Raw genomic sequence first — 21,647 nt, 5'->3', positions numbered from 1 at the left:
CCAGAAGCCCCCTGTTTTATTGCATCGAACTCAGTTTTGAGCAGTCAGGAACTTCTGCCTCCAAGCCAACAATCATTTCAAGTCAGAGCAGTAAGTTGCCTCGTTCCATCCTCACTGGTGGTCTCCAGGATGCGGCCATCGTAGTAGAAGATTAATGATTCGATCGGCCCATCGTGGTCAATGGTGATTTGTTTTGACCATGATCCGTTGGCCACCTCGCAATAGACTTTGGCCGTGTGATCGTCACTGGCGGTCACCACATGTTTGTCATCAGCGCTGAAGGTGGCTATTCCGATTTTGGCACTGTGGTAAATAGTGGCTTTTACTGCCCATGATCCGTCGTCAGTCAACCCAAAGATATTTGCTGTGTGATCGTCACTGGTGGTCAGCAGATGCCTGTCATCAGAGCTAAAGGTGACTGATCTGATGTTGTCATCATGGTAAATGCAGGCTTTTTCTATCCATGATCCATCTGCCTGCAGGTCAAAAATTTTTGCCGTGTAATCGTCACTGATGGTCACCAGATGCTTGTTATCATTGCTAAAGGTGGCTGATCTGATCTTGTCACCATGGCAAATACCGGTTTTTTCTGTCCATGATCCGTCTGCCTGCAGGTCAAAAATTTTTGCCGTGTAATCGTTACTGATGGTTACCAGATGGAGACCATTGAGGCTTAAGGTGGCTGAGCTGACAGGACCTGTAGTGGGAACGGTGGACTCTGCTAGTGATCCATCGGCCTGCCGATTATAGATCTTCGCGCAGCCATCGGCACTGACGGCCACCGAACGGTGGAGACCAATGCTTCCTTCGCCTTGAGTATGGTAGCTTTGCTGTTGCAAACTCTCATAACGCTCCATACAAAATTGTCTCAGTTCAACTGCAGTAACAACCTTTCCGAAACCAACACCTGTTGATGCGCTCTGCGGCTGAGCAGGTTTTGTTGAGTGTAAGTCCGGAAGTCCGTTAGCACCGGGAGCGCTATTTAAGTTATTCATATCATGTTCCTTTTTATTAAGTTGGATTTATCCTTCATTGCATAGATATTGTATTGAAGGTCATCCAATATTGATTTTCTCCATTTATTGGGAGTTCCTTTCAGGATAAAAGTTCATAACATTGTCGTAAGTGCAGTTAACAAGAAAACAGGACTCTGATTCGAAAAATGATCAATAAGTACTCAGCCATACGGAATCGAATATTTCTGGCTTATTGGGCAGGTGCTCTGCAAGGCGCAACGACGGGAACATAGCAAGCTATGTGACCAGAGTTGCAACGCAGCACGACTGCATGGATGCAGGAGCTAGAGCAACGCAGGAGCAGTTGCCGCGAGTGCCTGAACAATAAGTCAGAAAATATGATTTCGTATGGTTGAGTACTTAAGACTGAGTTTTTAAATGTCTTTTTAAAGTGAAGAGTTTAAGGCCCTGGCATGAAAAGCGATATGATCGCTGATAAAACTGGCTATATAGAAATAGCTATGGTCATAGCCTTCATCCATCGATAGCTGGATGGGGTAATTCACCTTATCACACGCCGACTTGAAATGATTTGTCAGTAATTGCTGCTGCAAGAAATTGTCCGACAGACCCTGATTAATCATAATAGGCAAAACACGATCGTATGCCTGATTCGCAATTAATACAGTGGCGTCGTAGGCAAGCCATGCGTCCTGGTTGTGCCCTAAATAATAAGTAAATGCCTTTTGTCCCCATGGGCACTGACTGGGGTTTACGATCGGCGCAAAAGCCGAAATTGACTCATAATGATTGGCATTGTTCAGACCAATCACCAAGGCGCCGTGGCCACCCATAGAATGCCCTGAGATTGATTTTTTACCAGTAACGGGAAAGTTAGCCTCGATCAGGGCTGGAAGTTCGTGCACCACATAATCGTACATCTGATAGTGCTCAGCCCATGGCTGCTCTGTTGCATTGACATAGAAACCGGCCCCTGAACCCAAATCCCAGGCGCCTTCGGAATCGTCTGCCACAGCCTCTCCACGAGGGCTGGTATCTGGACAAACAATAGCAACACCATGTTCTTGCGCAAACTGTTGGGCGCCCGCTTTTGTCACAAAGTTCTGATCCGTACAGGTAAGACCTGACAGCCAATACAGAACCGGAACCTTTTCGGATTCGGCTTTACTGGGTAAATAAATCGAGAACTGCATAGTGCAGCGGGTAGTGTCAGCTTCATGCTCATACTGCAGTTGAACGCCACCAAAGCATTTAACACGAGATAATTCTTTCATAGCTGGTTTTGTCTGTTGATTCACTTAAAAAGTTACCTGGCGAGTGAGTAGAATTCACGAGCCTCATTCACTCATTTGTCAATATTCGATGACAGTGCGAATCGATTTACCTTCATGCATCAGCTCAAAGGCTATATTAATGTCTTCTAACGGCATTGTATGGGTGACCATTTCGTCGACTTTAATTTCACCCGCCATATATTTTTCAACATACTCTGGCAGTTGCGTCCGCCCTTTAACCCCGCCAAAGGCGCTGCCGCGCCAGACACGGCCTGTGACTAATTGAAAGGGACGGGTACTGATTTCCTGACCAGCGCCAGCGACACCAATAATCGTCGACTCACCCCAACCTTTATGACAGCACTCCAGGGCGCTTCTCATGGTTTCAGTTCGACCGATGCACTCGAATGAGTAATCTACTCCGCCCCCGGTGAGTTCCACAATCACATCCTGAATCGGTTTATCGTAATCTTTTGGATTGATGCAATCGGTGGCACCAAGGTCTTTGGCCATTTGAAATTTATCGGGATTAATATCCACCACTAAAATGCGTGCGGCTTTGGCCATCACAGCGCCCTGAACTGCCGACAGGCCAACACCGCCCAAACCAAATATAGCCACCGTAGCTCCCTCTTCCACCTTAGCTGTATTCAGAACAGCACCAATACCGGTAGACACTCCACAAGCTAACAAACAGACTTTATCCAATGGTGCGGCCTGATTGATTTTTGCCACGGCAATTTCAGGTAATACCGTATGCTCTGCAAAGGTTGATGTACCCATAAAGTGATAAATAGGCTGCCCATCTTTTGAAAAACGCGAGGTTCCATCCGGCATCAGGCCTTTGCCCTGAGTTTCACGAATGGCCTGACAGAGATTGGTTTTACCAGAGGTACAAAATTTACATTCGCCGCATTCCGGAGTGTATAGCGGGATAACGTGATCACCCACCGCGACGGATGTAACTCCTTCTCCTACGGCTTCTACAACACCTGCACCCTCATGACCCAATATACAGGGAAAGATACCCTCAGGGTCCTCGCCACTCAGGGTAAAGGCATCGGTGTGACATACGCCGGATGCTGTTAATTTTACCAGGACTTCGCCAACCTGGGGTTCTTGAAGGTCAACTTCCTCAATAGTGAGAGGCTTGCCTGGCCCCCAGGCGACAGCTGCACGTGTTTTCATGGTTATACCTTTTTAAGTTGGACAATAAGTACTCAACCATACGAAATCATATTTTCTGACTTATTGTTCAGGTACTCGCGGCAACCGCTCCTGCGTTGCTCTAGCTCCTGCATCCATGCAGTCGTGATGCGTTGCAACTCTGGTCACATAGCTTGCTATGTTCCCGTCGTTGCGCCTTGCAGAGCACCTGCCCAATAAGCCAGAAATATTCGATTCCGTATGGCTGAGTACTTAACTGAAACTACCTGGCTTTTCTCAAACTGCTGCCGAGCTCAGCAAAATTGTAATGAGAATGAATCCTGAAATGAAGGTTTTTCCTTTTTTTCTTGTAGAGTGATGGGTCCACTCTCACTGGTTTGCTGTATTCAGTCAGAATTACTTCGGGAACACGACTTATATTTGGAAATCGTATACTTCGAAAAACATCTCATATTTTGGATCAATGCCTAAGTATCTTCTTGAAGCTGAGAATATTCTAAAGTAAGGACGATCATCCGAATTGCCTAAGGTTGAAAACAATGTAGGCAAAATCTTCTGGTTAAAAATAGCTTTAGAGCAGGATTTGTTTTTTCTTGTTTTTATTATTTTATTAAATGATGGTTCGATTTTATTTAAATCTTCTGTCATTTTTTTTATTTCATCTTCCCTTTCTTTAGAAAAAAGTGATGGCAAATTATTCTCCTGATAAAACAAAATCATATCATTGGTTTTTTTTAAGCTTTTTTTATTTTTGACTATTGTTGAAGAGTCACCATTCAGCCATTGATCAAGACTAAAAGCGTCTACCATCGACTGTAAGATATGGAATCTGTTGTTTTTCCTCAGAATAACAAATTCATGAGAATATACTTTCACATTATCGTTTATGTAACTGATTCTGTGTGAAAAAGCATAATTATTTTCTGGATTGCCATTGATGTATTCCTTGTATAATTGTTGTTCGCCAAACATGAAGGTATGAGTTACTGAATACTTTTCTTTAGAGAGATGTTTTTCAAGAACTGATACCGTTGTGTGGCATATATTTTTATCTTTTAGTTCATTAATACTCAACTCTAATGGAGATAAGGTGGCAGCTCTTGCCTCTGCCTGAGGTTTTTCAGACAAACATTGTGTGTCTGCAGTCGATGTTTCAGAAGTAGCATGAGATAACAATCTACTGTCTTCCTTTACCTCATTATGAAGTGAGACACATCTTGAAAAGACAGAGGTAGCTTCATTTAAAGCTTCCTTAACAAGCTGTGATTTTTTCTCCGGAGCAATTGATTGGGCTGCGCCTTCTGAGGGAGGAATATTGACTGACAAAGGTTCACTCTTGTTATGTACACTGATGTCTCTACCCATACTGACAACAGTTGGTGTTTCTGATGGCGGTTGATTAGATGTTAATGGGGTGGAGCTGTCAATACTGGATTTGTTATTTATTCCGTTCATGCTTTCATCTCTTTAAGTAAGTATTTGTCCTCAATTAGGGGCTAAATCCTTTCCACCTGTCACAGCTAAATCGGCATAGAGAGGCAACCAAAAGGATCAGTAATTTACTCTAAACGGTATTTGTTTTGAATAATATTCAGGCGCTAATCTAACGATCCTTATTGATTCTGAAGGGTATGTCTCCAGAGCAGCAGGTAAAGATTGGAAAAATATATCAATCGGACCATGCTTACTTATACATCTTCCACCTCCGATATAAAACAGACTATGAATCAATTTTTCATTTGAAAATAATTGCAGAATATCTCCGATGCATAGTTTTGTTTTATCATGTGTATGAATAGAAGCAAAAGGAAGTTTTTCATACCACCCATTGAATTTTATATCCTTTTGTTTATCCATACCAAATGCCAAATAATTCACAAGCTGATGACAAACACCGTGAGAATCAATTTCTTTATTTTCAAGAGGAAAAACCGTTTTGCAAACATTCTCAAAGCCCTTTGTAAAGAGACAGGACAGCCTGCTTTTTATTTGATTCAAATAACATGAATCAATATTTGCTTCCTCAGTTAAAGGCAAAGAAACCAAACATTCTTCCTTTAAAATAGGGGTATTAGCTGGCACTTTATAATGCTTGACTCCATTCAAAGTAAAAGGTAAAAGTTTAAGCTTCCAATACACAAGAGTTTCTTCAGCGTAGAGTTCTGGGTTGTCAATTTGTTCAAAAAAGGTTGTTCCATCGCATTTTCGGTTAGCATATAATATTTCCGTGTGGTGCTCTTCATCAAGGAACAAAACTTTATTGGTGGAGCCAATCTTTCTTTCTGATAAGGATTTCCCTTCAACCTGCGATGGCTGGCTTTGATCAGCTTTTAAGTGATGAGTTGCTAATTCTTTTGGCGCTGACTCTCTAGTGTCTGAAATGCTTATTTGCGCTAAAGCAGGGACAAGTTGTAAGTTTGTTTCTGTCACTGGGTTCATTGTCATACACTCCGTGATATTTTTGTAAGTTCCCGATCAGCTGGCTTCGCCTTCCTGGAAGGCGGCTTTTTCATCCTACTGCATTTCAGGCTTGGTTGTATTGACAGATAAAACGAACAGTAATTCATTATTTTGTTAATTAATACTAACCATAAAGTAAGCCAGAATAACAAAGAGTGGCATAGAAAGGATGACAGTTGCGCCGTTACTGATGACCCAGAGCATAAGCAACCTGTTTGCCATATAATGGGCACAAGTACGATCGCAATGGATTACTCACGGTATGTTTGAAACCATAGATGCTCTCAAAGCCCAATTGGATGCCCTCAGGCCCCTGCCAAAAAACAGTGTCCAGTCGCTCCATGAAGCAATGATGCTTGAGTGGACTTATCATTCCAATGCGATAGAGGGTAATACCTTGACTCTCAAGGAAACCAAGGTGGTTCTTGAGGGTATTACTGTTGGCGGCAAGTCAATCAGGGAGCATTTTGAAGCCATTAATCACCGGGAGGCCATTGAGTGGGTAGAGTCTGTAATCGCAAGAGATGAGCCATTCAGTGAACGACTGATTAAGTCTATTCATCAGTTGCTATTAAAAAATATTGATAACACTAATGCGGGTTGCTATCGACAGGAAAATGTAATGATTGCAGGTGCTCAACACGCCTCCTGAACACCTGCACTTGCAGTCGTTAATGACGGAACTGGTGGATGGCTATGAAAATCAGGATTACCATCCTGTTGAGAGGGCAGCGAGGCTGCATGTTGATTTTGTAGGAATTCATCCTTTTGTCGATGGCAATGGCCGTACAGCCCGCTTGCTGATGAACTTTGACTTAATGAGCAGTGGTTACTTACCCGTCATTATCAGAGCGGAAAATCGTCTTGCTTATTATGAAGCTTTGGATAAAGCTCATACCAGCCTGTGCTATCAAGACTTCATAGCAATGGTCGTTGAAGCAGAGGAGGACGCTTTTAAACGTTATCTGAGCATTGTTAGTTGAATTTGCCACAGCCAAAGCTCCCGGACATAAATGATGGAGCATAACCATAAAACCAGGCTCCATCATTCTTCTGAAACACCCGGAAATCTGAATCCCTTCAGTCTTCGTAGTTCTGGAATACCAGACAAGCGTTGGTGCCACCAAAACCGAAGCTGTTAGACATGATGCGGTTCAGTTTCTGCTCGCGAGCTTTACCGACCAGAATGGGCAGATCTCTGGCTTCCTCGTCCAGGGTCTCTATGTTGGCTGAAGCCGCGATGAAGTTGTGTTTCATCATCAGCAGACAGTAGATCGCTTCCTGGACACCAGCCGCTCCCAGAGAGTGACCGGAGAGGGACTTGGTGGAGCTGATGGCAGGCATTGTGTCACCAAAGACTTCTTTCAGTGCTTTCAGTTCTGCTACATCACCAACGGGAGTAGATGTACCGTGGGTATTGATGTAATCGACAGGACCGGCAACCGTTTCCAGAGCCAGACGCATGCAACGGGAAGCCCCTTCACCGGAAGGAGCAACCATGTCATAACCGTCAGAAGTAGCACCGTAACCCACGACTTCTGCATAAATTTTGGCACCACGGGCTTTGGCGTGCTCCAGTTCTTCCAGAACCACCATGCCACCACCGCCGGCAATGACAAATCCGTCCCGGTCAGCATCGTAAGCTCGGGAAGCTTTGTCCGGGCTGTCGTTGTACTTGCAACTCAGTGCGCCCATAGCGTCGAACAGGCCGGTCTGTGACCAGTGCTCTTCTTCACCACCGCCAGCAAAGACAACATTCTGTTTGCCCAGCTGGATCTGTTCAACCGCACTACCGATGCAGTGAGCACTGGTAGCACAGGCAGAAGTAATGGAGTAATTGACGCCTTTGATCTTGAATGGGGTCGCCAGACAGGCAGATACTGTGCTGCCCATCGTTCGGGTGACACGGTAAGGGCCTACACGCTTGACACCTTTTTCACGCATGATGTCAGCGGCCTCGACAATGTTTTCGGATGAGGCGCCACCGGATGCAGCAATCAGGCCAGTTCTTGGGTTGGAAACCTGTTCTTCTGACAGGCCAGAATCTTCAATTGCCTGCTTCATGGCGATGTAGGCGTAAGAAGCCGCCATACCCATAAAACGCTGGGTTTTACGATCAATATGCTCGCTAAGGTCAATGTCGACAGTGCCGGAAACCTGGCTGCGAAAGCCTTTTTCAGCGTAGCTTTCGTTAAAGCTGATACCGGATTTTCCCTGTTTGAGACTGTCGGCCACGTCACTCTGGGTGTTTCCCAGGCAGGAGGTAATGCCGATCCCTGTAACTACAACACGTTTCATTAATCTAAACCTGAATTATCCGAATGAATCAGAATGCGTCGGTGCTCTGGAAAAGGCCTACCCGGAGCCCATCGGCAGTATAAATCTCACGTCCATCGACACTGACAGTTCCATCAGCAATACCCAGCGCCAGTTTGCGACTGATAATACGCTTGATATTGATCTGGTAGGTCACTTTCTTATTAGTTGGCAGAATCTGGCCGGTGAATTTGACTTCACCGCTGCCCAGCGCCCTGCCACGACCGGGATTACCCATCCAGCCCAGATAGAAACCGACCAGCTGCCACATAGCGTCCAGACCCAGGCAACCAGGCATAACCGGGTCGCCCGGAAAGTGACAGTCGAAGAACCAAAGGTCTGGAGTGATATCCAGCTCGGCAACGATTTCGCCCTTACCGTATTTACCGCCTTCCTCAGAGATCCGAACGATACGGTCCAGCATCAGCATGTTGGGTGCTGGCAGTTGGGCATTGCCTGGCCCGAAAAGCTCACCCTGTGAACAGCGGAGCAGGTCGTCTTTATCGAAGGATTGTTGCTTCATTCGTTCATTATTCCTGGAAAATGACATGGTCGCCCGATAAGGCAGGGGTGACACGGGTACATCGACTCCCTTTCTGGCTGATCACTGATCACGGGAATTCATTACTATCGTTCCGGCGTGCACTATACCACCGGTCTCAGACTGTCATCATCGAATTCTGTTGAAATTAACAAAAAAACAACAGATGTGGCAGCTCTCGTGACATTTAATCAAGATCTGACCTTAATGGTCAGGGTTTTTTGTGCCTTGAAAAACGCAATACCGACTTATGCACTAACTTATGTACTTAGCCCATGCAATAAACGTTTCAGGTATTGTATTATTTGTTCGAATCATTTTTCCCCGGCTTGAGGCTGAAAAGATGATTCTTGACTCATGGCCTGCCCAATAGGCTGATTTGCACCAGATCAAGAGAAATGAAGCCGAAATTATAATGATGACGCCGAATAACGATAGCAAGCAGTATACCATAGCCATCCTGGGTGGAGGCAGCTTTGGTACGGCACTGTCTGATATATCAGCTCACAACGGCCATCAGGTTAAACTCTGGATGCGCAGTGATGAGCAGGTAAAGGGGATTAACCGGGATCATATTAATCATCGCTATCTACCGGATTTTACCATTCATCCTTCGGTTCAGGCTTGTACTGATATCAAGGCCGCAGTCTCATCTGCAGATCTTGTCCTGATTGCCATTCCCAGCAAATCCTTCCGTTCAGTGGTTCAGATGGCGGGCGATGCACTGGAAGGCAAAATGGTAATAAGTACCACCAAGGGGATCGAACCGGTCACCTTTGACCTGATGAGTGAAATTCTGAATGAGGAACTTGACTCAGCCAGAGTGGGTGTTCTCAGTGGCCCCAACCTGGCCAGGGAAATTATCGCCAAAGCAGTGACGGCGACCGTGATTGCCAGTGAAGATAACGAGTTGTGTGAGATAGTACAAAAGGTGCTGCATTCGGATTACTTCAGAGTCTATTCCAATCGGGATGTCTATGGCGTTGAACTGGCCGGTGCCCTGAAAAATATTTATGCCATTGTCTCGGGTATCGGGGCGGCCATGGGTATGGGTGAAAATACCAAGAGTATGCTTATAACCCGCAGTTTGGCAGAAATGAGTCGTTTTGCTGTCAAGCTTGGTGCGGACCCTATGACTTTTCTCGGACTGTCCGGGGTAGGGGATCTGGTCGCCACCTGTACTTCCAGTCTCAGCCGTAATTTCAGGGTTGGTTATGCTCTGGGTCAGGGGAAAACCCTGGAAGAAGCTGAAGCTGAACTGGGTCAGGTCGCAGAGGGGGTTAATACCTTACAGCAGGTCAGGCAAAAAGCGGTTGAGCTGGAAGTCTATATGCCGATTGTTGAAGCATTGCATATGGTCATCTTCAAAGAGTTTGATGTCAATCAGCTGGTGCGCGGTATGATGCTTCGAGAACAGAAAACTGATGTCGAATTTATGGTCAGATGAAGGGCTGGAGGGCTTTCCTTCCTTAATATTGTCAATTAATGACGCATATCCATTAACAAAAACGGCGAGGGTTTTTTTATGGATGAGAAAGTGTTAGATAATCTGAAATCAGAGTCCCGATGGCTCAGGCTGTTGTTCATGGTGTTGTTTTACATGCTGGCCCATATTGTCGGGTTGCTGATTCTATTGATTGCCATTATTCAGGTGATTCACGGGTTTATTAAATCTGAACCGAATTCACGGTTGCTGGATTTCTCAGCCGGGCTGAATCAATATTTTTATCAGATTATCCAGTTTGTTACTTATAACGCCGACACCAAGCCTTACCCATTCAGTGACTGGCCCGGAGAGAAAGAGCCTGTCAGTGATGAGAAAGATGCCTGAATTCGTGTTGAGATGTTGTCGAATGAGCCAGAAATCCGGACTTTCACAGGGTGACAGGATGTAGCTGTTTTTGTATCCAAAATTGTATATATTCAGTCGTATATCAGCTCATTTAAACAAACAGGTATCTAATCATGAAACTGATCATAATGCGTCATGGACAAGCCAGTTGGTCAGCGCCAAATGATCAGGAAAGACCTTTAACGGGCATGGGTCAGCAAGAAGTGCTCAGCACAGCTTCGAAGCTGACCCATCTTGGCATTAACAGGATACTGGCCAGTCCTTATCTCAGGGCTCAGCAGTCCGGCAGGATTCTGGCAGAAACGCTGGGCTGCTCCCTGGAAACAATGGATTGCATTACTCCAGACGACGATCCGATGGCTGTTATCTCAGAACTGCCTGCTCAGGGAAATATCGTTCTTGCCAGTCATATGCCTCTTGTCGGCGCTTTAACCGGACTGCTCTGCGAAGGATCAATTCATCAGGGACCCGGCTTTATGACTGGCAATGCAGCTGTACTGGAAATGGAGCTTCCCGGTCCGGGATTGGCAACATTGGTTGAGATGGTCGTGCCCTGAAAACATTCCATTCTTCGCCACTTTGGCTAATCTTTCTCCGGGCCGCTTTGGTTAAACCGCTTTGTTCGAAACAATGGCAAAGAACAGCCGACCGCAAAACAAATATAGCCTTATCGTGAACTGTGGATTTTTGCCTGGATTTTTTGGCTCGAAACACTTAAGCAGGTATGCTTGGTGGCACTTTTAATCCTGTGTTATCGCAGTTGTAGGACGTTGAAAAGGACAGGTTAACTCGAGAATGCCATTACTAAGATTTGACAATATAAACCTTGCCTATGGCGATCATCCCCTGATGGATGGCGCTGAGTTTCAGATACGTAAAGGTGAACGGGTCTGTTTGCTGGGACGTAATGGTGCTGGCAAGTCCACCATGATGAAATTGGTATCCGGCAAAATCGATGCAGATGATGGCAGCATCTGGCGAAAGCCGGGTATGCGTATTGGCGTTCTGAACCAGGATCTTCCTGAGCAGGATGAGAAAAAAGTTTACGATGTCGTGGCTTCCGGCCTTGAACAAGTGGGCGATTGGATCAGTCAGTTTCACGAATTGTCCCAGAATATTCAGTCGGATGAAGATATAAAAGCTCTGGAAAAAGTTCAGCAAAAGCTGGAAACTGCCGATGGCTGGAGTCTTCAGCAGAAGGTAGACACAGTGATTCAGAAACTGGGTCTGCCGGAAGAGAAGAAAATGAAGGAACTCTCCGGTGGCTGGCGCAGAAGGGTAGAGTTGGCAAGGGCACTGGTGTGTGAACCTGATCTGTTATTGCTGGACGAACCCACTAACCATCTTGATGTTGTTGCCATTGACTGGCTTGAGAAGCAGCTGCTTGATTTTCAGGGCGCTCTTCTGTTTATCACCCACGATCGTTCATTCCTGCAGTCTCTCGCTACCCGGATTGTCGAGCTCGATCGGGGTATCCTGACCAGTTGGGACTGTGATTATAAAACTTACCTGGACAGAAAAGCCCATGCACTGGAAGTGGAAGCGGAACAGAATGCGCTTTTCGATAAAAAGCTGGCTCAGGAAGAAGCCTGGATTCGCCAGGGTATCAAAGCACGAAGAACCCGTAATGAAGGCCGTGTCAGAGCGTTGAAAGTGCTTCGAAATGAAAGAATGGAGCGCCGGGTAGTTCAAGGTAAGGCAAGCTTCTCTCTGGAGCAGGGCGGTAGTTCCGGTAAGCTGGTGATGGAAGCCAGGGGTATTTCAAAGTCCTGGGAAGGTCGGCACATTATTAAAGATTTTGATCTCAGGGTGATCCGGGGCGACAAGATCGGATTGATTGGCGCCAACGGTGCTGGCAAATCAACATTATTAAGTATTTTGCTGGGGCAACTTCAACCTGAATCCGGTTCTATCAAGGAAGGCACCAAGCTGGAAGTAGCCTACTTTGACCAGTTGAGAAATCAACTGGATCTTGAAAAAACGGTCATAGATAACGTGGCTGAAGGCCGTGAGAGCATCATGATTAACGGAGCCAGCCGGCACGTGATCAGCTATCTCGGAGATTTCCTGTTCCCCGCTAACCGTTGTCGTGTTCCTGTAAAGGCTTTGTCTGGCGGAGAGCGAAATCGTTTGCTGCTGGCAAGGTTGTTCAGTAAGCCCGCTAACCTGCTGGTCATGGATGAGCCAACCAACGATCTGGACGTCGAAACGCTTGAGCTCCTTGAGTCATTACTGGTGGACTTTGAGGGTACGGTGCTGCTGGTCAGCCATGATCGTGAATTTCTCGATAATGTGGTTTCCAGTACCCTCGTATTCCAGCCTGACGGCAGGATTAAAGAGTATGTGGGTGGTTTTGAAGATTGGCTCAGACAGGGAGGCGAGGTCAGTCAACTGGTTGCGCAAGCGCAAACCAGCAAGCCAGAAAAGAAGGCTGAACCTGAACCCGGCATTCAATCCCGGTCGGAACCGAAAAAGAAAAAACTCAGTTACAAGCTTCAGCGTGAACTGGATGCTTTGCCGGGAGAGCTTGAAACGTTAGAAGAAGAGTTGATTCAGCTGGAAGAAACTGTCGCCGATCCTGTCTTTTATCAGAGTGATCAGGAAATTGTTCAAACCACTCTCGCACGTTTGGAAGCCGTCAATCAGGATATTGAAGAGAAGATGCAGCGTTGGGAAGAACTCGAAAATATGAGTTGAAAACCTTCGGTATTAAGTGGGGAGTTAGCAGTCGTTAATGTGCAGTCCTATATCTGCCAGCATTTCACTCACAGCTTCTGTTCTTATTTATGTGGCCGGTGCAGAACATCGGCTATGGTTCTGCCCAGGCTGGTTTTTTCTGCAATGATCAAACGCATCAGGTTAACAAAAGTTACTTTAGATCAATGGCTGACTATGATTACTTGCGAAGCGTTTGAAAATATTGCTGCCCTTTCTTAAGGATTTGAACCAGCTCATTCACACTGTAAGCATCGAATTTATTAATATCATCAATTATGGTGGGTGAAAAACCTTCTCGCAGAAGGAGTCCGTTCAGCAGAATACAGCCGATGGTTCTGGCATTCCCATCTCTGAAAGGGTGGGTATGCTGAAGATTCCGACATAGTTCAACAATGGCATGAATAATTGCATCCTGTCGCCGTTGGCTGTCAGTTTCAGTTATTTCTTGCAACTTTTTCTCAAAGGTTTGGCAATAATTTTTTGATAACTCCATACCTTTGTGATCTTTATAATCAAAATCAACAAGATATGTATCAGAATTCAGCCTTTCTATTTTTGGAAAATTGTTCACACTAGCCAGTCTCGTTATTTCTTCTAAACCATCCTCTGTCAAGTTTATGCCTCTTTTATAGAAAACGCTGCCTTCGTTCCAGGAGATGTCTTTAATGGCCACATCTTCATTGCTTGACAAAACCCCGGATGTTGTCAAAGTATGAATGGCTTCAATTTTACTGTAATCCAGGGGTTTATTAGCCAATATATTACCAACTTCTTTAAAGGCTCTTAGCATAGCGGCTGCGTACCCGGGCTCATCCTCATAACAAAACAGCCCTAAACCGTACTCTTTCGAGTGATCCTCATCAATAAAAAGCCGGTACAGCTCTTCCACAGGAAAGCCTTTGCACTGTTCTGTGTGATCCAGCATGGTCTGCACTTCTTCAGTCTCCTCAGAAGCACGGCAAATACCCTTTAAAAGGTGATATAACCGCAAAGAGAAGCGCTTTTCACCTTTTTCGTGTTCAATAAGAGATTGTCGAATTTCTTCAATACTCATTTCTGAAAGAAGAAGGGCGCAAGCCTTACGTGTAAAAGCCCCAACCTTCTTATAATAATTAAAATAATTAGGCAGTTGGTCTATAGCGCTGACCAAGTCTTCACATTTACTCAGAGTGCTGTTTTCATTCCACTGAAACATGGGTACTGATTCAAAATGGCTGAGCCAGCCGTCCAGTCTCGCAAGAAAGTATGCATAATAAGTATGCCTCCGCCCTTGAACAACCGTTGCTACTCTTCCCAGATTAAATGCAGCTTTACAGTCGTTCACTATTTTTTCAAAACTGCGATCATTCTGTTTAAAATTATCGTGAGATAATCTGGTTATTTTTCTGGCATGTAACAGGGTATCAGGAGTTTGTGATGGATCCGGGTACAAGTGTCTCTTTTCGGTAGAAGGACATCTGCCAAAAACAAATCGTGACTGTTCTTTCGAGCCAAACAGATAGCGGTCTTTATCGCTCAAATCGTCTAATGGATGAATCATATTCCTGAGTGCAGTAGCAAAATAAGAAGGTATCATTGGATAGTTCGTTGTTATTTTCTGAAGTACTTGTCTATCAATTTATTGATTTTTCTGTGATTCTGTCAAGAAAACTTAAGAAGTTACAGCCCGTCAACCAGACAGCTCAAGGTCTCCGGTCAGGGCAGTACTTATGATTCAATATACGTTCAGCAATGATAGCAGGTACTCCATAAGCCTCGAGCTATCAATTAACTTGAACAATTCACCAAACCGTTATTTAAGAAAGCACGATGGGTAAGAGCTGAGGTTACAGACGACAATATACCGGTGAGTGTCAGTTCAGATATTGGTGACTAAAGCTTAAAATTGAGCATTGCTGTGATCCTTGGACTACTTTATGAGGGGCGTTTAAAGACTAAGGGAAGCAGAATGATCAGTAACTCGCTGTCTCAGTTAACGAAAACAACAAGGTCCTCGAAATATCCCCATCGAAGTAAGACTAATCAGCTATTCGCAGCCTCCCTTGGTCTCGTTATCATGGCTTGCCCTTACTCAAAACTGCTGGCAGCAAACCCTTTGTTTACGCCGTTCGATGAAAGATTTGTTGAAGAAAAGGGGGCCAAGGCGTCTGACTACTTATCCGCTTTAATTAACCATAATGCCCTTACGGGTAGGTTTCCTTTCATCACCCCTAATGATACTGATTTTATCTTTGCCATGAACTCCGGGAATGAGCATGGCATAAATAAGAGAAAGGGCCGGAAAAAACCGCAGGGAGCTGGAGCACCGCAGATGCAGCCATTAATGAACTTTCCACTCCGGCCAATGTCCCGTGCACAGATCGCTGAAATTATCCGGAAATTGAATTCAGGCCTCTCAGAAGACACCATAACCACTCTGTTGAACAATATTCCGGAAATGCCTCCCGGTGATAACCTGACCATTGCAGGCTTGATTGAGCAAGTGAAGATGAGTCTTCAAATTAACATTGACCAAAATCATAATGCAATCCTGGAAACTCTATCTTATATTCAGGGGACCCAGTCCCCTGTTAATCCGAGCAATTCAGAACATCAACAGCGCCTTGCCTGTTTTTTGCTGGCTTACTATGCAGCCATAAATTCAAGCAGTGCTTCCCCTCAAAGTGCCCATGCTTTTTTTACTTCATTTCTGCTTCATGCCGCTGATATGGCTGGAATGTCTGGATTCCTCCACCATCTGCACATAGCTCAACTGTTAGGTAGAAATAAACCGATAAAAGATAAAGCTTCTTTAAAAGAAAATGTTGCAATATCATCTTTGGTATTCTCTGGTCTGAAAGTCTTGGAAACAGAACGCATCAAGTTTTTTCAACAAGTGCTGGATCCCTCAGAGTCTGAGCAATCCAGTATATCAGTCGATGCATTACTAAGAGACTCAGCCAAACTGCTGAACGATGGCATCGACAGGAACGGAATGTCGAGTCATAAGCGACAGCTAAAATCATCCGAACGAATGTTGGAACTAATAGAAGAATATGGTGAAGATAGACCTGAATTAATAGCCTGGAACTATCATTTCCTGAATTTGGTTGATGTCGTATGTCTGGTTCTTAACCCTTTCGCGCCACAATGTGAATATCCGAATGTAAATATTGAAGATATAGAGGATTATTTTAGAAAATCAGGTAAGGATACGACCTTTTATTCCGGTAGAGACAAAAGAAGGGATTTGTTTGAAGAATTCAAAAAAGTATCAATGGAAGTGATGCATGATCAAAACAATCAAGATGTTAAAGCATTTAAGAAATTGTTTTTATACATAAAAATATATGTAGCGCAACAATTGCACTTAACTTTTACTGATGAAAATGATTGCGACACCATAGAGGAAACCCTTGCTATTGGATTCAGGGCTCTATTGGAACAATCATATGATTTATTGGCACTGCTTCCTGATAAAGCTATTGGTTCCAATGATACTGTGCAGGTTGATGAAGTCATGCATGATGAGGCAGCTAAGGAACATGAAGGAACAGAGCTTAGTGAAGAAGAGAAGAGAAAAAGAAACCAGAAAAAACGAATAAAGTACTTAAAAGAACTCGTCGAATGGCTTGAATATTACTTTGGTACTAGTCAAATGGTTCCTGATCCTGCTGACAGTAGTGAATCTGAAAAAAATGATACTGACAGTAGTGATCTTGACAGTAGTGATTTTGACAGTAACCCTGACTGGACTGATTCAGACGGGAGCGATATTGATACACCGAAGCTGTAACTCAGTAAGTCAAATGTTCGCAAGTACGAAAAAAAGATAACAGGCTGTCAGCGGTCTGCGCAATGCAGGAGCTGTTACCGTGAAGGACTGGCTTAAAACAAGCTCCTGAAACATAAATCTGAGTGTAGTTGTGATCCCTGGTCTACTTTTCTAGCAGCCTGTCGGACTTAAGCGTCCGTAGCGAGGATTGCAAGAAATTGAGGATAAAAATCTCTGTTTCTGAGGAGAATAGCGAGCTATTTGACGAAGAAACAGAGATTTTTAGACCAATTTATTGCAACCGCAGTAGGACAGTCTTAAGTCCGACAGGCTGCTAGGAGCCTGACCGAGAATAGACTGCCCTACTGCGGCGGCAGCAAATTGGTCTGTAAATCCGCTTTTGTTCGTCAAATAGCTCGCTATTCTCCTCACAAAACCGAATTTTCATCCTCAATTTTCTGCCGTCCTCGCTACGGGCGCTATTCTCGGTCAGGCTCCTAGAGACATTCGAACACTTGAGTAGTTAGCATGATCAGCCACTCTATATTTCAATTACCAAAAACGACAAAGTCATCCATATTGTCCAATCGTGCTAAGACTAATCAACTAGTCGCAGGTTCCCTTGGTATTATTATGGCTTGCCACTGTTCAATATTGCTGGCAGCAAACCCTTTATTAACGCCGGTGGATGAAAGATCTTTTGAAGGAAAGGGAACAAAAGAGTCTGACTTCCTATCCGATTTGATTGACCATAATATTCTTACAGGCAGGCTTCCCTTAGTCACTCCAAATGATACCAATCTTATCTTTGCCATGCACAACGGGAATGAGCCAGACGTCAATGAGAGTGAGGTTCAGGAACAACTGCAGGGAGCTGAAGCAGCGCAGATGCAGCCTTTGATGAACCTTCCGCTGCCGCCAATGTCCCGCGAACAAATTGCAGAAATTATCCGTAAATTGAACTCAGGCCTCTCAGAAGACACTCTAAACACCCTGTTGAACAACATTCCCGAAATGCCCCCTGTTGATAACCTGACCATTGCGAGCATGATTGAGCAAGTTAAGGCTAGTCTTCACGTTGACGTTAACCAAAATCAGAATGCGATCATAGTAGCTCTATCTCATATCCAGGGTACCAAGTCTCCTGTCAATCCGAACAATTCGCAACAACAAATGAGTCTCGCTTATTTGATGCTGGCTTACTATGCAGCCATAAATTCAAGTGGTGCTTCTATGTACAGAGCCCATGTTTTTTTTAATTCATTCATGCTTCACGCTGCTAACATGGCTGGAATATCTATACTTCACAGGCAAAAAACCAAACTATTAGCTGAAAATAAACCGATAAAAGATAAAGATGCTTTAAAAGGTAATGTTGCAAAATTATATCCAGTATTTTACGTTCTGGAATCTTTAGAAAAAGAGCGCATTACCTTTTTGCAACCATCTGAGGATCTATTTGAAGATCCATTTGAGGACCCCTCAGTTGAGTCAATTGATGCCTTACTGTGTGACGCAGGCAAACTGCTCAATAATGACCTTGATAGGAACGAAATATCGATGTATAAGCGACAGCGAACGTCAGCTGAGCGAATGTTGGAGCTTATCGAAAAATATGGTGAAGATGAACCTGAATTAGTAGCCTGGAACTATCAGTTCTTGAATTTAATTGATCTCATTGGACTGATGCTTGACCCTTTCGCTTCGGAAAAAATAGACCTGATAGCAAAGATTGATAACATAGACGTCTATTTTAGAAAATCAGATATGAGGGCAACCTTTATTTCCCATGGGAGTGGAAAAAGCAGGGAGTTGCTGACAGAAATAAGAAAAGTAATAGTAGACGCAATGCTCGACGAAGAAAATCAAAATCATAAATCATTTAAAATAGTGATTGAATACTTAAAGTCCTATATAGCGGGACAACTGCATGTTGCTTTTACTAACGAAAAGCATCATCAAGTTATAGTGGAAACCCTCACTAAAGGGTTAAAGGCCCTGCATCAACAATCATATCAATTATGGGTAATGCTTTCTGATACAACTAATGGCACTGATATCTCTGAGCAAGCTGGCGAAGCCAGATATGATGAGGCAGTAAAAAGACAAGAAGACAAAGAGATTAGTAGAAAAGAGAGGAGGAAAAAATACCTGAAAAAGCGGCTAAAGCACTTGAATGAATGCGTACAATGGCTCGATTGCTTCTTTGGTAGTAGGACATGTGTTCCTGATTACTCATACACTAGTGAATCTAAAAGAAGTGATACTGATAGTAGTGATTCCAGGAGTTGCTCTGACGGGAGCGATTCTGAACTTGCTACGGGGTCGCCTAGATGGGGTCACCTAGATGGGGTCGCCTAGATGGGGTCGCCTAGATGGGGTCGCCGAGATGGGGTCGCCGAGATGGGGTCGCCGAGATGGGGTCGCCGAGATGGGGTCGCCTAGACGGACGCTTAAGCCCGACAGTCTCCCAGAGACGACAATGAACCGATGAGTGTCAGATCTGATATTCGTGATCAGAATTGAGCATTATTACCATCCCTGGTCTACTTTATATGGGGTCCTTAAACCTTTAAGTAACTAGAATGATCAGCTACTCCATTTTTGAATTCTCAAAAACAACAAGGCTATCAATCACCCATCGTACCAGGGCTAATCAGCTAGTCGCAGGCTCCTTTGGTATTATTATGGCTTGCCACTGCTCAATATTGCTGGCAACAAACCCTATATTAACGCCGGTTGATGAAAGATTTTTTTTAGAAAAGGGAACAAAAGAGTCTGACTTTCTATCTGATTTGATTAACCATAATTCACTTACAGGGAGGTTTCCTTTAGTCACCCCAAATGATACCAATCTTATCTTTGCCATCAACATCGGGAATGAGCCAGACGTCAATGAAAGTGAGGTTCAGGAACAACCGCAGGGAGCTGTAGCACTGTATATGCAGCCTTTGATGAACTTTTCGCTCCCGCCAATGTCCCGTGAACAAATTGCTGAAATTATCCGAAAATTGAATGTAGGACTTTCAGAAGACACAGTAACTACACTGTTGAACAATATTCCGGAAATGCCCCCCGGTGATAACCCGACCATTGCCAGCATGATTGAGCAAGTGAAGGCTAGTCTTAACGTTGACGTTAACCAAAATCAGAATGCAATCATAATAGCCCTGTCTTATACCCAGGGTGCCGGGTCTCCTGTCAATCCTTTTAATCCGCATGACATGGAGAACCTCGCCTATTTGCTGATGGCTTACTATGCAGCCATAAATTCAAGTAGTGTTTCCCCTCAAAGGGCTCGTACTTTTTTTACTTCATTCCTGCTTCACGCTGCTGAAATGGCTGGAATATCAAGACTCCACTGGCATAAAGATCTACTGTTAGGTAATGGTAAACCGATAAAAGATAAAAATGTTTTAAAAGAAAATGTTGCAAAATCATCTTCAGTCTTTTCTGGTATCAGATCTTTAGAAGCAGAGCGCATTAAGCTATTGGAACAATTGAAGGATCCCTTAGAATCTGAGCAACCCAATGTACCAGTCGAGGCATTACTTAGAGACACTGCTAAATTACTCAACCATAATATTGATAGTTACAGAATACCGATGTATAAGCGACAGCAAACATCAGCTGAGCACATGCTGGAGCTAATACAAGAATATGGTGGCGAAGAACCTGAATTAGTGGTTTGGGGAAATCAGTACCTGAATCTGATTGATGTCATTAGCCCAATGCTTGACCCTTTCGATCCAGAAGAGAGAGGCGTGATTACAAATATTTTTAACATGGAGGAATATTTCAAAAAAACAGGTAAAAAGACAACCTTTTATAATTATAAGAGTAAAAAAAGGAAATTACTTAAAGAAATCAAACAAGCAATGGCAGTTGAATTTTTTGGCCAGGAAAATCCAGGCTCTAAATCATTTCTAAAAGTGTTGGTACAGATGAAGTTTTATATATGCCAACAATTACAAGTGGCTTTTCCAGATGAAAATGAATTTCAAGTCATACAGGAAACCATCACTAAAGGATTTAAGGCCCTGCAGTTGCAATCATATGATTTAGTGGAAGCGCTTGACAGGTCTATCAGGTCTGATGTCGCTGAGCCAGCTGACGATACCATGCAAGACCAGGCAGTAAGCGGACAAGAAGACAAAGAGCTTAGCAAAGAAGAGACTAAGAGGAAAAGGAAACGCCTGAAAAAACGGTTAAATCACTTGGATGAATTCGTGCAATGGCTCGATTATTTCTATGGTAGAAGTCTCTCTGTTCCTTATCATTGTTGGAGTAGTGATTCTGATAGTGAGGATTCCAGAAATTATCCTGACAGCAGTGGTTCTGACAAGGATGATGTTGACAAGCCACAAGGTGTAATTCGGTAAGTAAAATGTTCTCAAGTAAGAAAAAATTTCCTTTTTCCAGTAAACATTTGTCGTGTTCCTGTTAAAGCATTGACCGCTGGAGAACTCAGCCGCTTGCTGGCTGGCAAGACTGTTCGGGAGGTCAGTCAATCTGTTGGCCATAAACGAGGCTGCAACGAACTGGATGTTGAAATGCTTGAGCTGCCCGGGCCACTGCTGAAATTCTG

Annotated in this window: 17 protein-coding genes; 9 read left to right on the top strand and 8 right to left on the bottom strand. The window is 44.1% G+C overall.

Features of this window, described 5'->3' with window-relative positions; translation table 11 throughout:
- Positions 1–77: 77 nt before the first annotated feature.
- From ACOJUN_RS20835 to ACOJUN_RS20815, 5 genes are all read right to left on the bottom strand, one after another.
- Complete coding sequence (locus ACOJUN_RS20835) at positions 78–995, bottom strand: WD40 repeat domain-containing protein (RefSeq protein ID WP_422133799.1); 918 nt, start codon at positions 993–995, stop codon at positions 78–80.
- Between the two features lie 407 nt (positions 996–1,402).
- Positions 1,403–2,251, bottom strand: coding sequence for an S-formylglutathione hydrolase (gene fghA / locus ACOJUN_RS20830; RefSeq protein WP_422137109.1), 849 nt, complete (start codon positions 2,249–2,251; stop codon positions 1,403–1,405).
- Between the two features lie 78 nt (positions 2,252–2,329).
- Entirely contained in the window at positions 2,330–3,439 is a 1,110-nt protein-coding gene (locus ACOJUN_RS20825; RefSeq protein WP_422133798.1) for an S-(hydroxymethyl)glutathione dehydrogenase/class III alcohol dehydrogenase, read from the bottom strand.
- A 393-nt stretch (positions 3,440–3,832) separates the two neighbouring features.
- The gene (locus ACOJUN_RS20820; RefSeq protein WP_422133797.1) at positions 3,833–4,873 is read right to left on the bottom strand and encodes a hypothetical protein; all 1,041 of its coding nucleotides are present in this window, start codon (positions 4,871–4,873) and stop codon (positions 3,833–3,835) included.
- A gap of 96 nt (positions 4,874–4,969) precedes the next feature.
- Positions 4,970–5,857 (bottom strand): hypothetical protein, encoded by an 888-nt coding sequence (locus tag ACOJUN_RS20815; protein WP_422133796.1) that lies wholly within the window; start codon positions 5,855–5,857, stop codon positions 4,970–4,972.
- Positions 5,858–6,140: 283 nt separating this feature from the next.
- Between ACOJUN_RS20815 and ACOJUN_RS20810 the strand changes: the two genes are divergently transcribed.
- Both ACOJUN_RS20810 and ACOJUN_RS20805 read left to right on the top strand, forming a co-directional pair.
- Positions 6,141–6,530, top strand: coding sequence for a Fic family protein (locus ACOJUN_RS20810; RefSeq protein ID WP_422133795.1), 390 nt, complete (start codon positions 6,141–6,143; stop codon positions 6,528–6,530).
- 22 nt (positions 6,531–6,552) lie between these two features.
- Positions 6,553–6,861, top strand: a complete 309-nt coding sequence (locus tag ACOJUN_RS20805; protein ID WP_422133794.1) for a Fic family protein — start codon at positions 6,553–6,555, stop codon at positions 6,859–6,861.
- Between the two features lie 97 nt (positions 6,862–6,958).
- On the opposite strand, the gene fabB is transcribed toward ACOJUN_RS20805, so the two are convergent.
- The gene (fabB, locus tag ACOJUN_RS20800) at positions 6,959–8,176 is read right to left on the bottom strand and encodes a beta-ketoacyl-ACP synthase I (protein ID WP_422133793.1); all 1,218 of its coding nucleotides are present in this window, start codon (positions 8,174–8,176) and stop codon (positions 6,959–6,961) included.
- A gap of 28 nt (positions 8,177–8,204) precedes the next feature.
- On the bottom strand, positions 8,205–8,717 hold the full coding sequence (gene fabA, locus ACOJUN_RS20795) for a 3-hydroxyacyl-[acyl-carrier-protein] dehydratase FabA (RefSeq protein WP_317146541.1): 513 nt from the start codon (positions 8,715–8,717) through the stop codon (positions 8,205–8,207).
- Positions 8,718–9,150: 433 nt separating this feature from the next.
- Between fabA and ACOJUN_RS20790 the strand changes: the two genes are divergently transcribed.
- The 4 genes from ACOJUN_RS20790 to ACOJUN_RS20775 all read left to right on the top strand — a co-directional run bounded on the left by ACOJUN_RS20790 (position 9,151) and on the right by ACOJUN_RS20775 (position 13,284).
- Positions 9,151–10,182 (top strand): NAD(P)H-dependent glycerol-3-phosphate dehydrogenase, encoded by a 1,032-nt coding sequence (locus ACOJUN_RS20790; protein WP_422133792.1) that lies wholly within the window; start codon positions 9,151–9,153, stop codon positions 10,180–10,182.
- A 78-nt stretch (positions 10,183–10,260) separates the two neighbouring features.
- A complete protein-coding gene (locus tag ACOJUN_RS20785; RefSeq protein ID WP_422133791.1) occupies positions 10,261–10,566 on the top strand; it encodes a DUF4389 domain-containing protein in 306 nt (101 codons plus the stop codon).
- Positions 10,567–10,700: 134 nt separating this feature from the next.
- Positions 10,701–11,144 (top strand): phosphohistidine phosphatase SixA, encoded by a 444-nt coding sequence (gene sixA, locus ACOJUN_RS20780; RefSeq protein ID WP_422133790.1) that lies wholly within the window; start codon positions 10,701–10,703, stop codon positions 11,142–11,144.
- 238 nt (positions 11,145–11,382) lie between these two features.
- On the top strand, positions 11,383–13,284 hold the full coding sequence (locus ACOJUN_RS20775) for an ATP-binding cassette domain-containing protein (RefSeq protein WP_422133789.1): 1,902 nt from the start codon (positions 11,383–11,385) through the stop codon (positions 13,282–13,284).
- 199 nt (positions 13,285–13,483) lie between these two features.
- Here the strand turns inward: ACOJUN_RS20775 and ACOJUN_RS20770 are convergent, their stop codons facing one another.
- Complete coding sequence (locus tag ACOJUN_RS20770) at positions 13,484–14,881, bottom strand: hypothetical protein (protein WP_422133788.1); 1,398 nt, start codon at positions 14,879–14,881, stop codon at positions 13,484–13,486.
- A gap of 480 nt (positions 14,882–15,361) precedes the next feature.
- Here ACOJUN_RS20770 and ACOJUN_RS20765 point away from each other — a divergent pair, with 480 nt between their 5' ends.
- From ACOJUN_RS20765 to ACOJUN_RS20755, 3 genes are all read left to right on the top strand, one after another.
- The gene (locus ACOJUN_RS20765) at positions 15,362–17,080 is read left to right on the top strand and encodes a hypothetical protein (protein ID WP_422133787.1); all 1,719 of its coding nucleotides are present in this window, start codon (positions 15,362–15,364) and stop codon (positions 17,078–17,080) included.
- A 507-nt stretch (positions 17,081–17,587) separates the two neighbouring features.
- The gene (locus tag ACOJUN_RS20760) at positions 17,588–19,420 is read left to right on the top strand and encodes a hypothetical protein (protein ID WP_422133786.1); all 1,833 of its coding nucleotides are present in this window, start codon (positions 17,588–17,590) and stop codon (positions 19,418–19,420) included.
- A gap of 224 nt (positions 19,421–19,644) precedes the next feature.
- Positions 19,645–21,441, top strand: coding sequence for a hypothetical protein (locus ACOJUN_RS20755; protein WP_422133785.1), 1,797 nt, complete (start codon positions 19,645–19,647; stop codon positions 21,439–21,441).
- The last annotated feature ends 206 nt before the right edge of the window (positions 21,442–21,647 follow it).

Source organism: Endozoicomonas sp. ALD040 (genome assembly GCF_049275945.1).
In the GTDB taxonomy this organism is placed as follows: Bacteria; Pseudomonadota; Gammaproteobacteria; order Pseudomonadales; family Endozoicomonadaceae; genus Endozoicomonas_A.
The sequence above is the reverse complement of the archived record's forward strand: the minus strand, read 5'-3'. Positions and strand labels throughout refer to the sequence as shown.

Coding starts and splice junctions, on each gene's coding strand:
- ACOJUN_RS20835 (WP_422133799.1), bottom strand. CDS start 995: ATGAATAACTTAAATAGCGCTCCCGGTGCTAACGGACTTCCGGACTTA.
- fghA (WP_422137109.1), bottom strand. CDS start 2,251: ATGAAAGAATTATCTCGTGTTAAATGCTTTGGTGGCGTTCAACTGCAG.
- ACOJUN_RS20825 (WP_422133798.1), bottom strand. CDS start 3,439: ATGAAAACACGTGCAGCTGTCGCCTGGGGGCCAGGCAAGCCTCTCACT.
- ACOJUN_RS20820 (WP_422133797.1), bottom strand. CDS start 4,873: ATGAACGGAATAAATAACAAATCCAGTATTGACAGCTCCACCCCATTA.
- ACOJUN_RS20815 (WP_422133796.1), bottom strand. CDS start 5,857: ATGAACCCAGTGACAGAAACAAACTTACAACTTGTCCCTGCTTTAGCG.
- ACOJUN_RS20810 (WP_422133795.1), top strand. CDS start 6,141: ATGTTTGAAACCATAGATGCTCTCAAAGCCCAATTGGATGCCCTCAGG.
- ACOJUN_RS20805 (WP_422133794.1), top strand. CDS start 6,553: ATGACGGAACTGGTGGATGGCTATGAAAATCAGGATTACCATCCTGTT.
- fabB (WP_422133793.1), bottom strand. CDS start 8,176: ATGAAACGTGTTGTAGTTACAGGGATCGGCATTACCTCCTGCCTGGGA.
- fabA (WP_317146541.1), bottom strand. CDS start 8,717: ATGAAGCAACAATCCTTCGATAAAGACGACCTGCTCCGCTGTTCACAG.
- ACOJUN_RS20790 (WP_422133792.1), top strand. CDS start 9,151: ATGATGACGCCGAATAACGATAGCAAGCAGTATACCATAGCCATCCTG.
- ACOJUN_RS20785 (WP_422133791.1), top strand. CDS start 10,261: ATGGATGAGAAAGTGTTAGATAATCTGAAATCAGAGTCCCGATGGCTC.
- sixA (WP_422133790.1), top strand. CDS start 10,701: ATGAAACTGATCATAATGCGTCATGGACAAGCCAGTTGGTCAGCGCCA.
- ACOJUN_RS20775 (WP_422133789.1), top strand. CDS start 11,383: ATGCCATTACTAAGATTTGACAATATAAACCTTGCCTATGGCGATCAT.
- ACOJUN_RS20770 (WP_422133788.1), bottom strand. CDS start 14,881: ATGATACCTTCTTATTTTGCTACTGCACTCAGGAATATGATTCATCCA.
- ACOJUN_RS20765 (WP_422133787.1), top strand. CDS start 15,362: ATGGCTTGCCCTTACTCAAAACTGCTGGCAGCAAACCCTTTGTTTACG.
- ACOJUN_RS20760 (WP_422133786.1), top strand. CDS start 17,588: ATGATCAGCCACTCTATATTTCAATTACCAAAAACGACAAAGTCATCC.
- ACOJUN_RS20755 (WP_422133785.1), top strand. CDS start 19,645: ATGATCAGCTACTCCATTTTTGAATTCTCAAAAACAACAAGGCTATCA.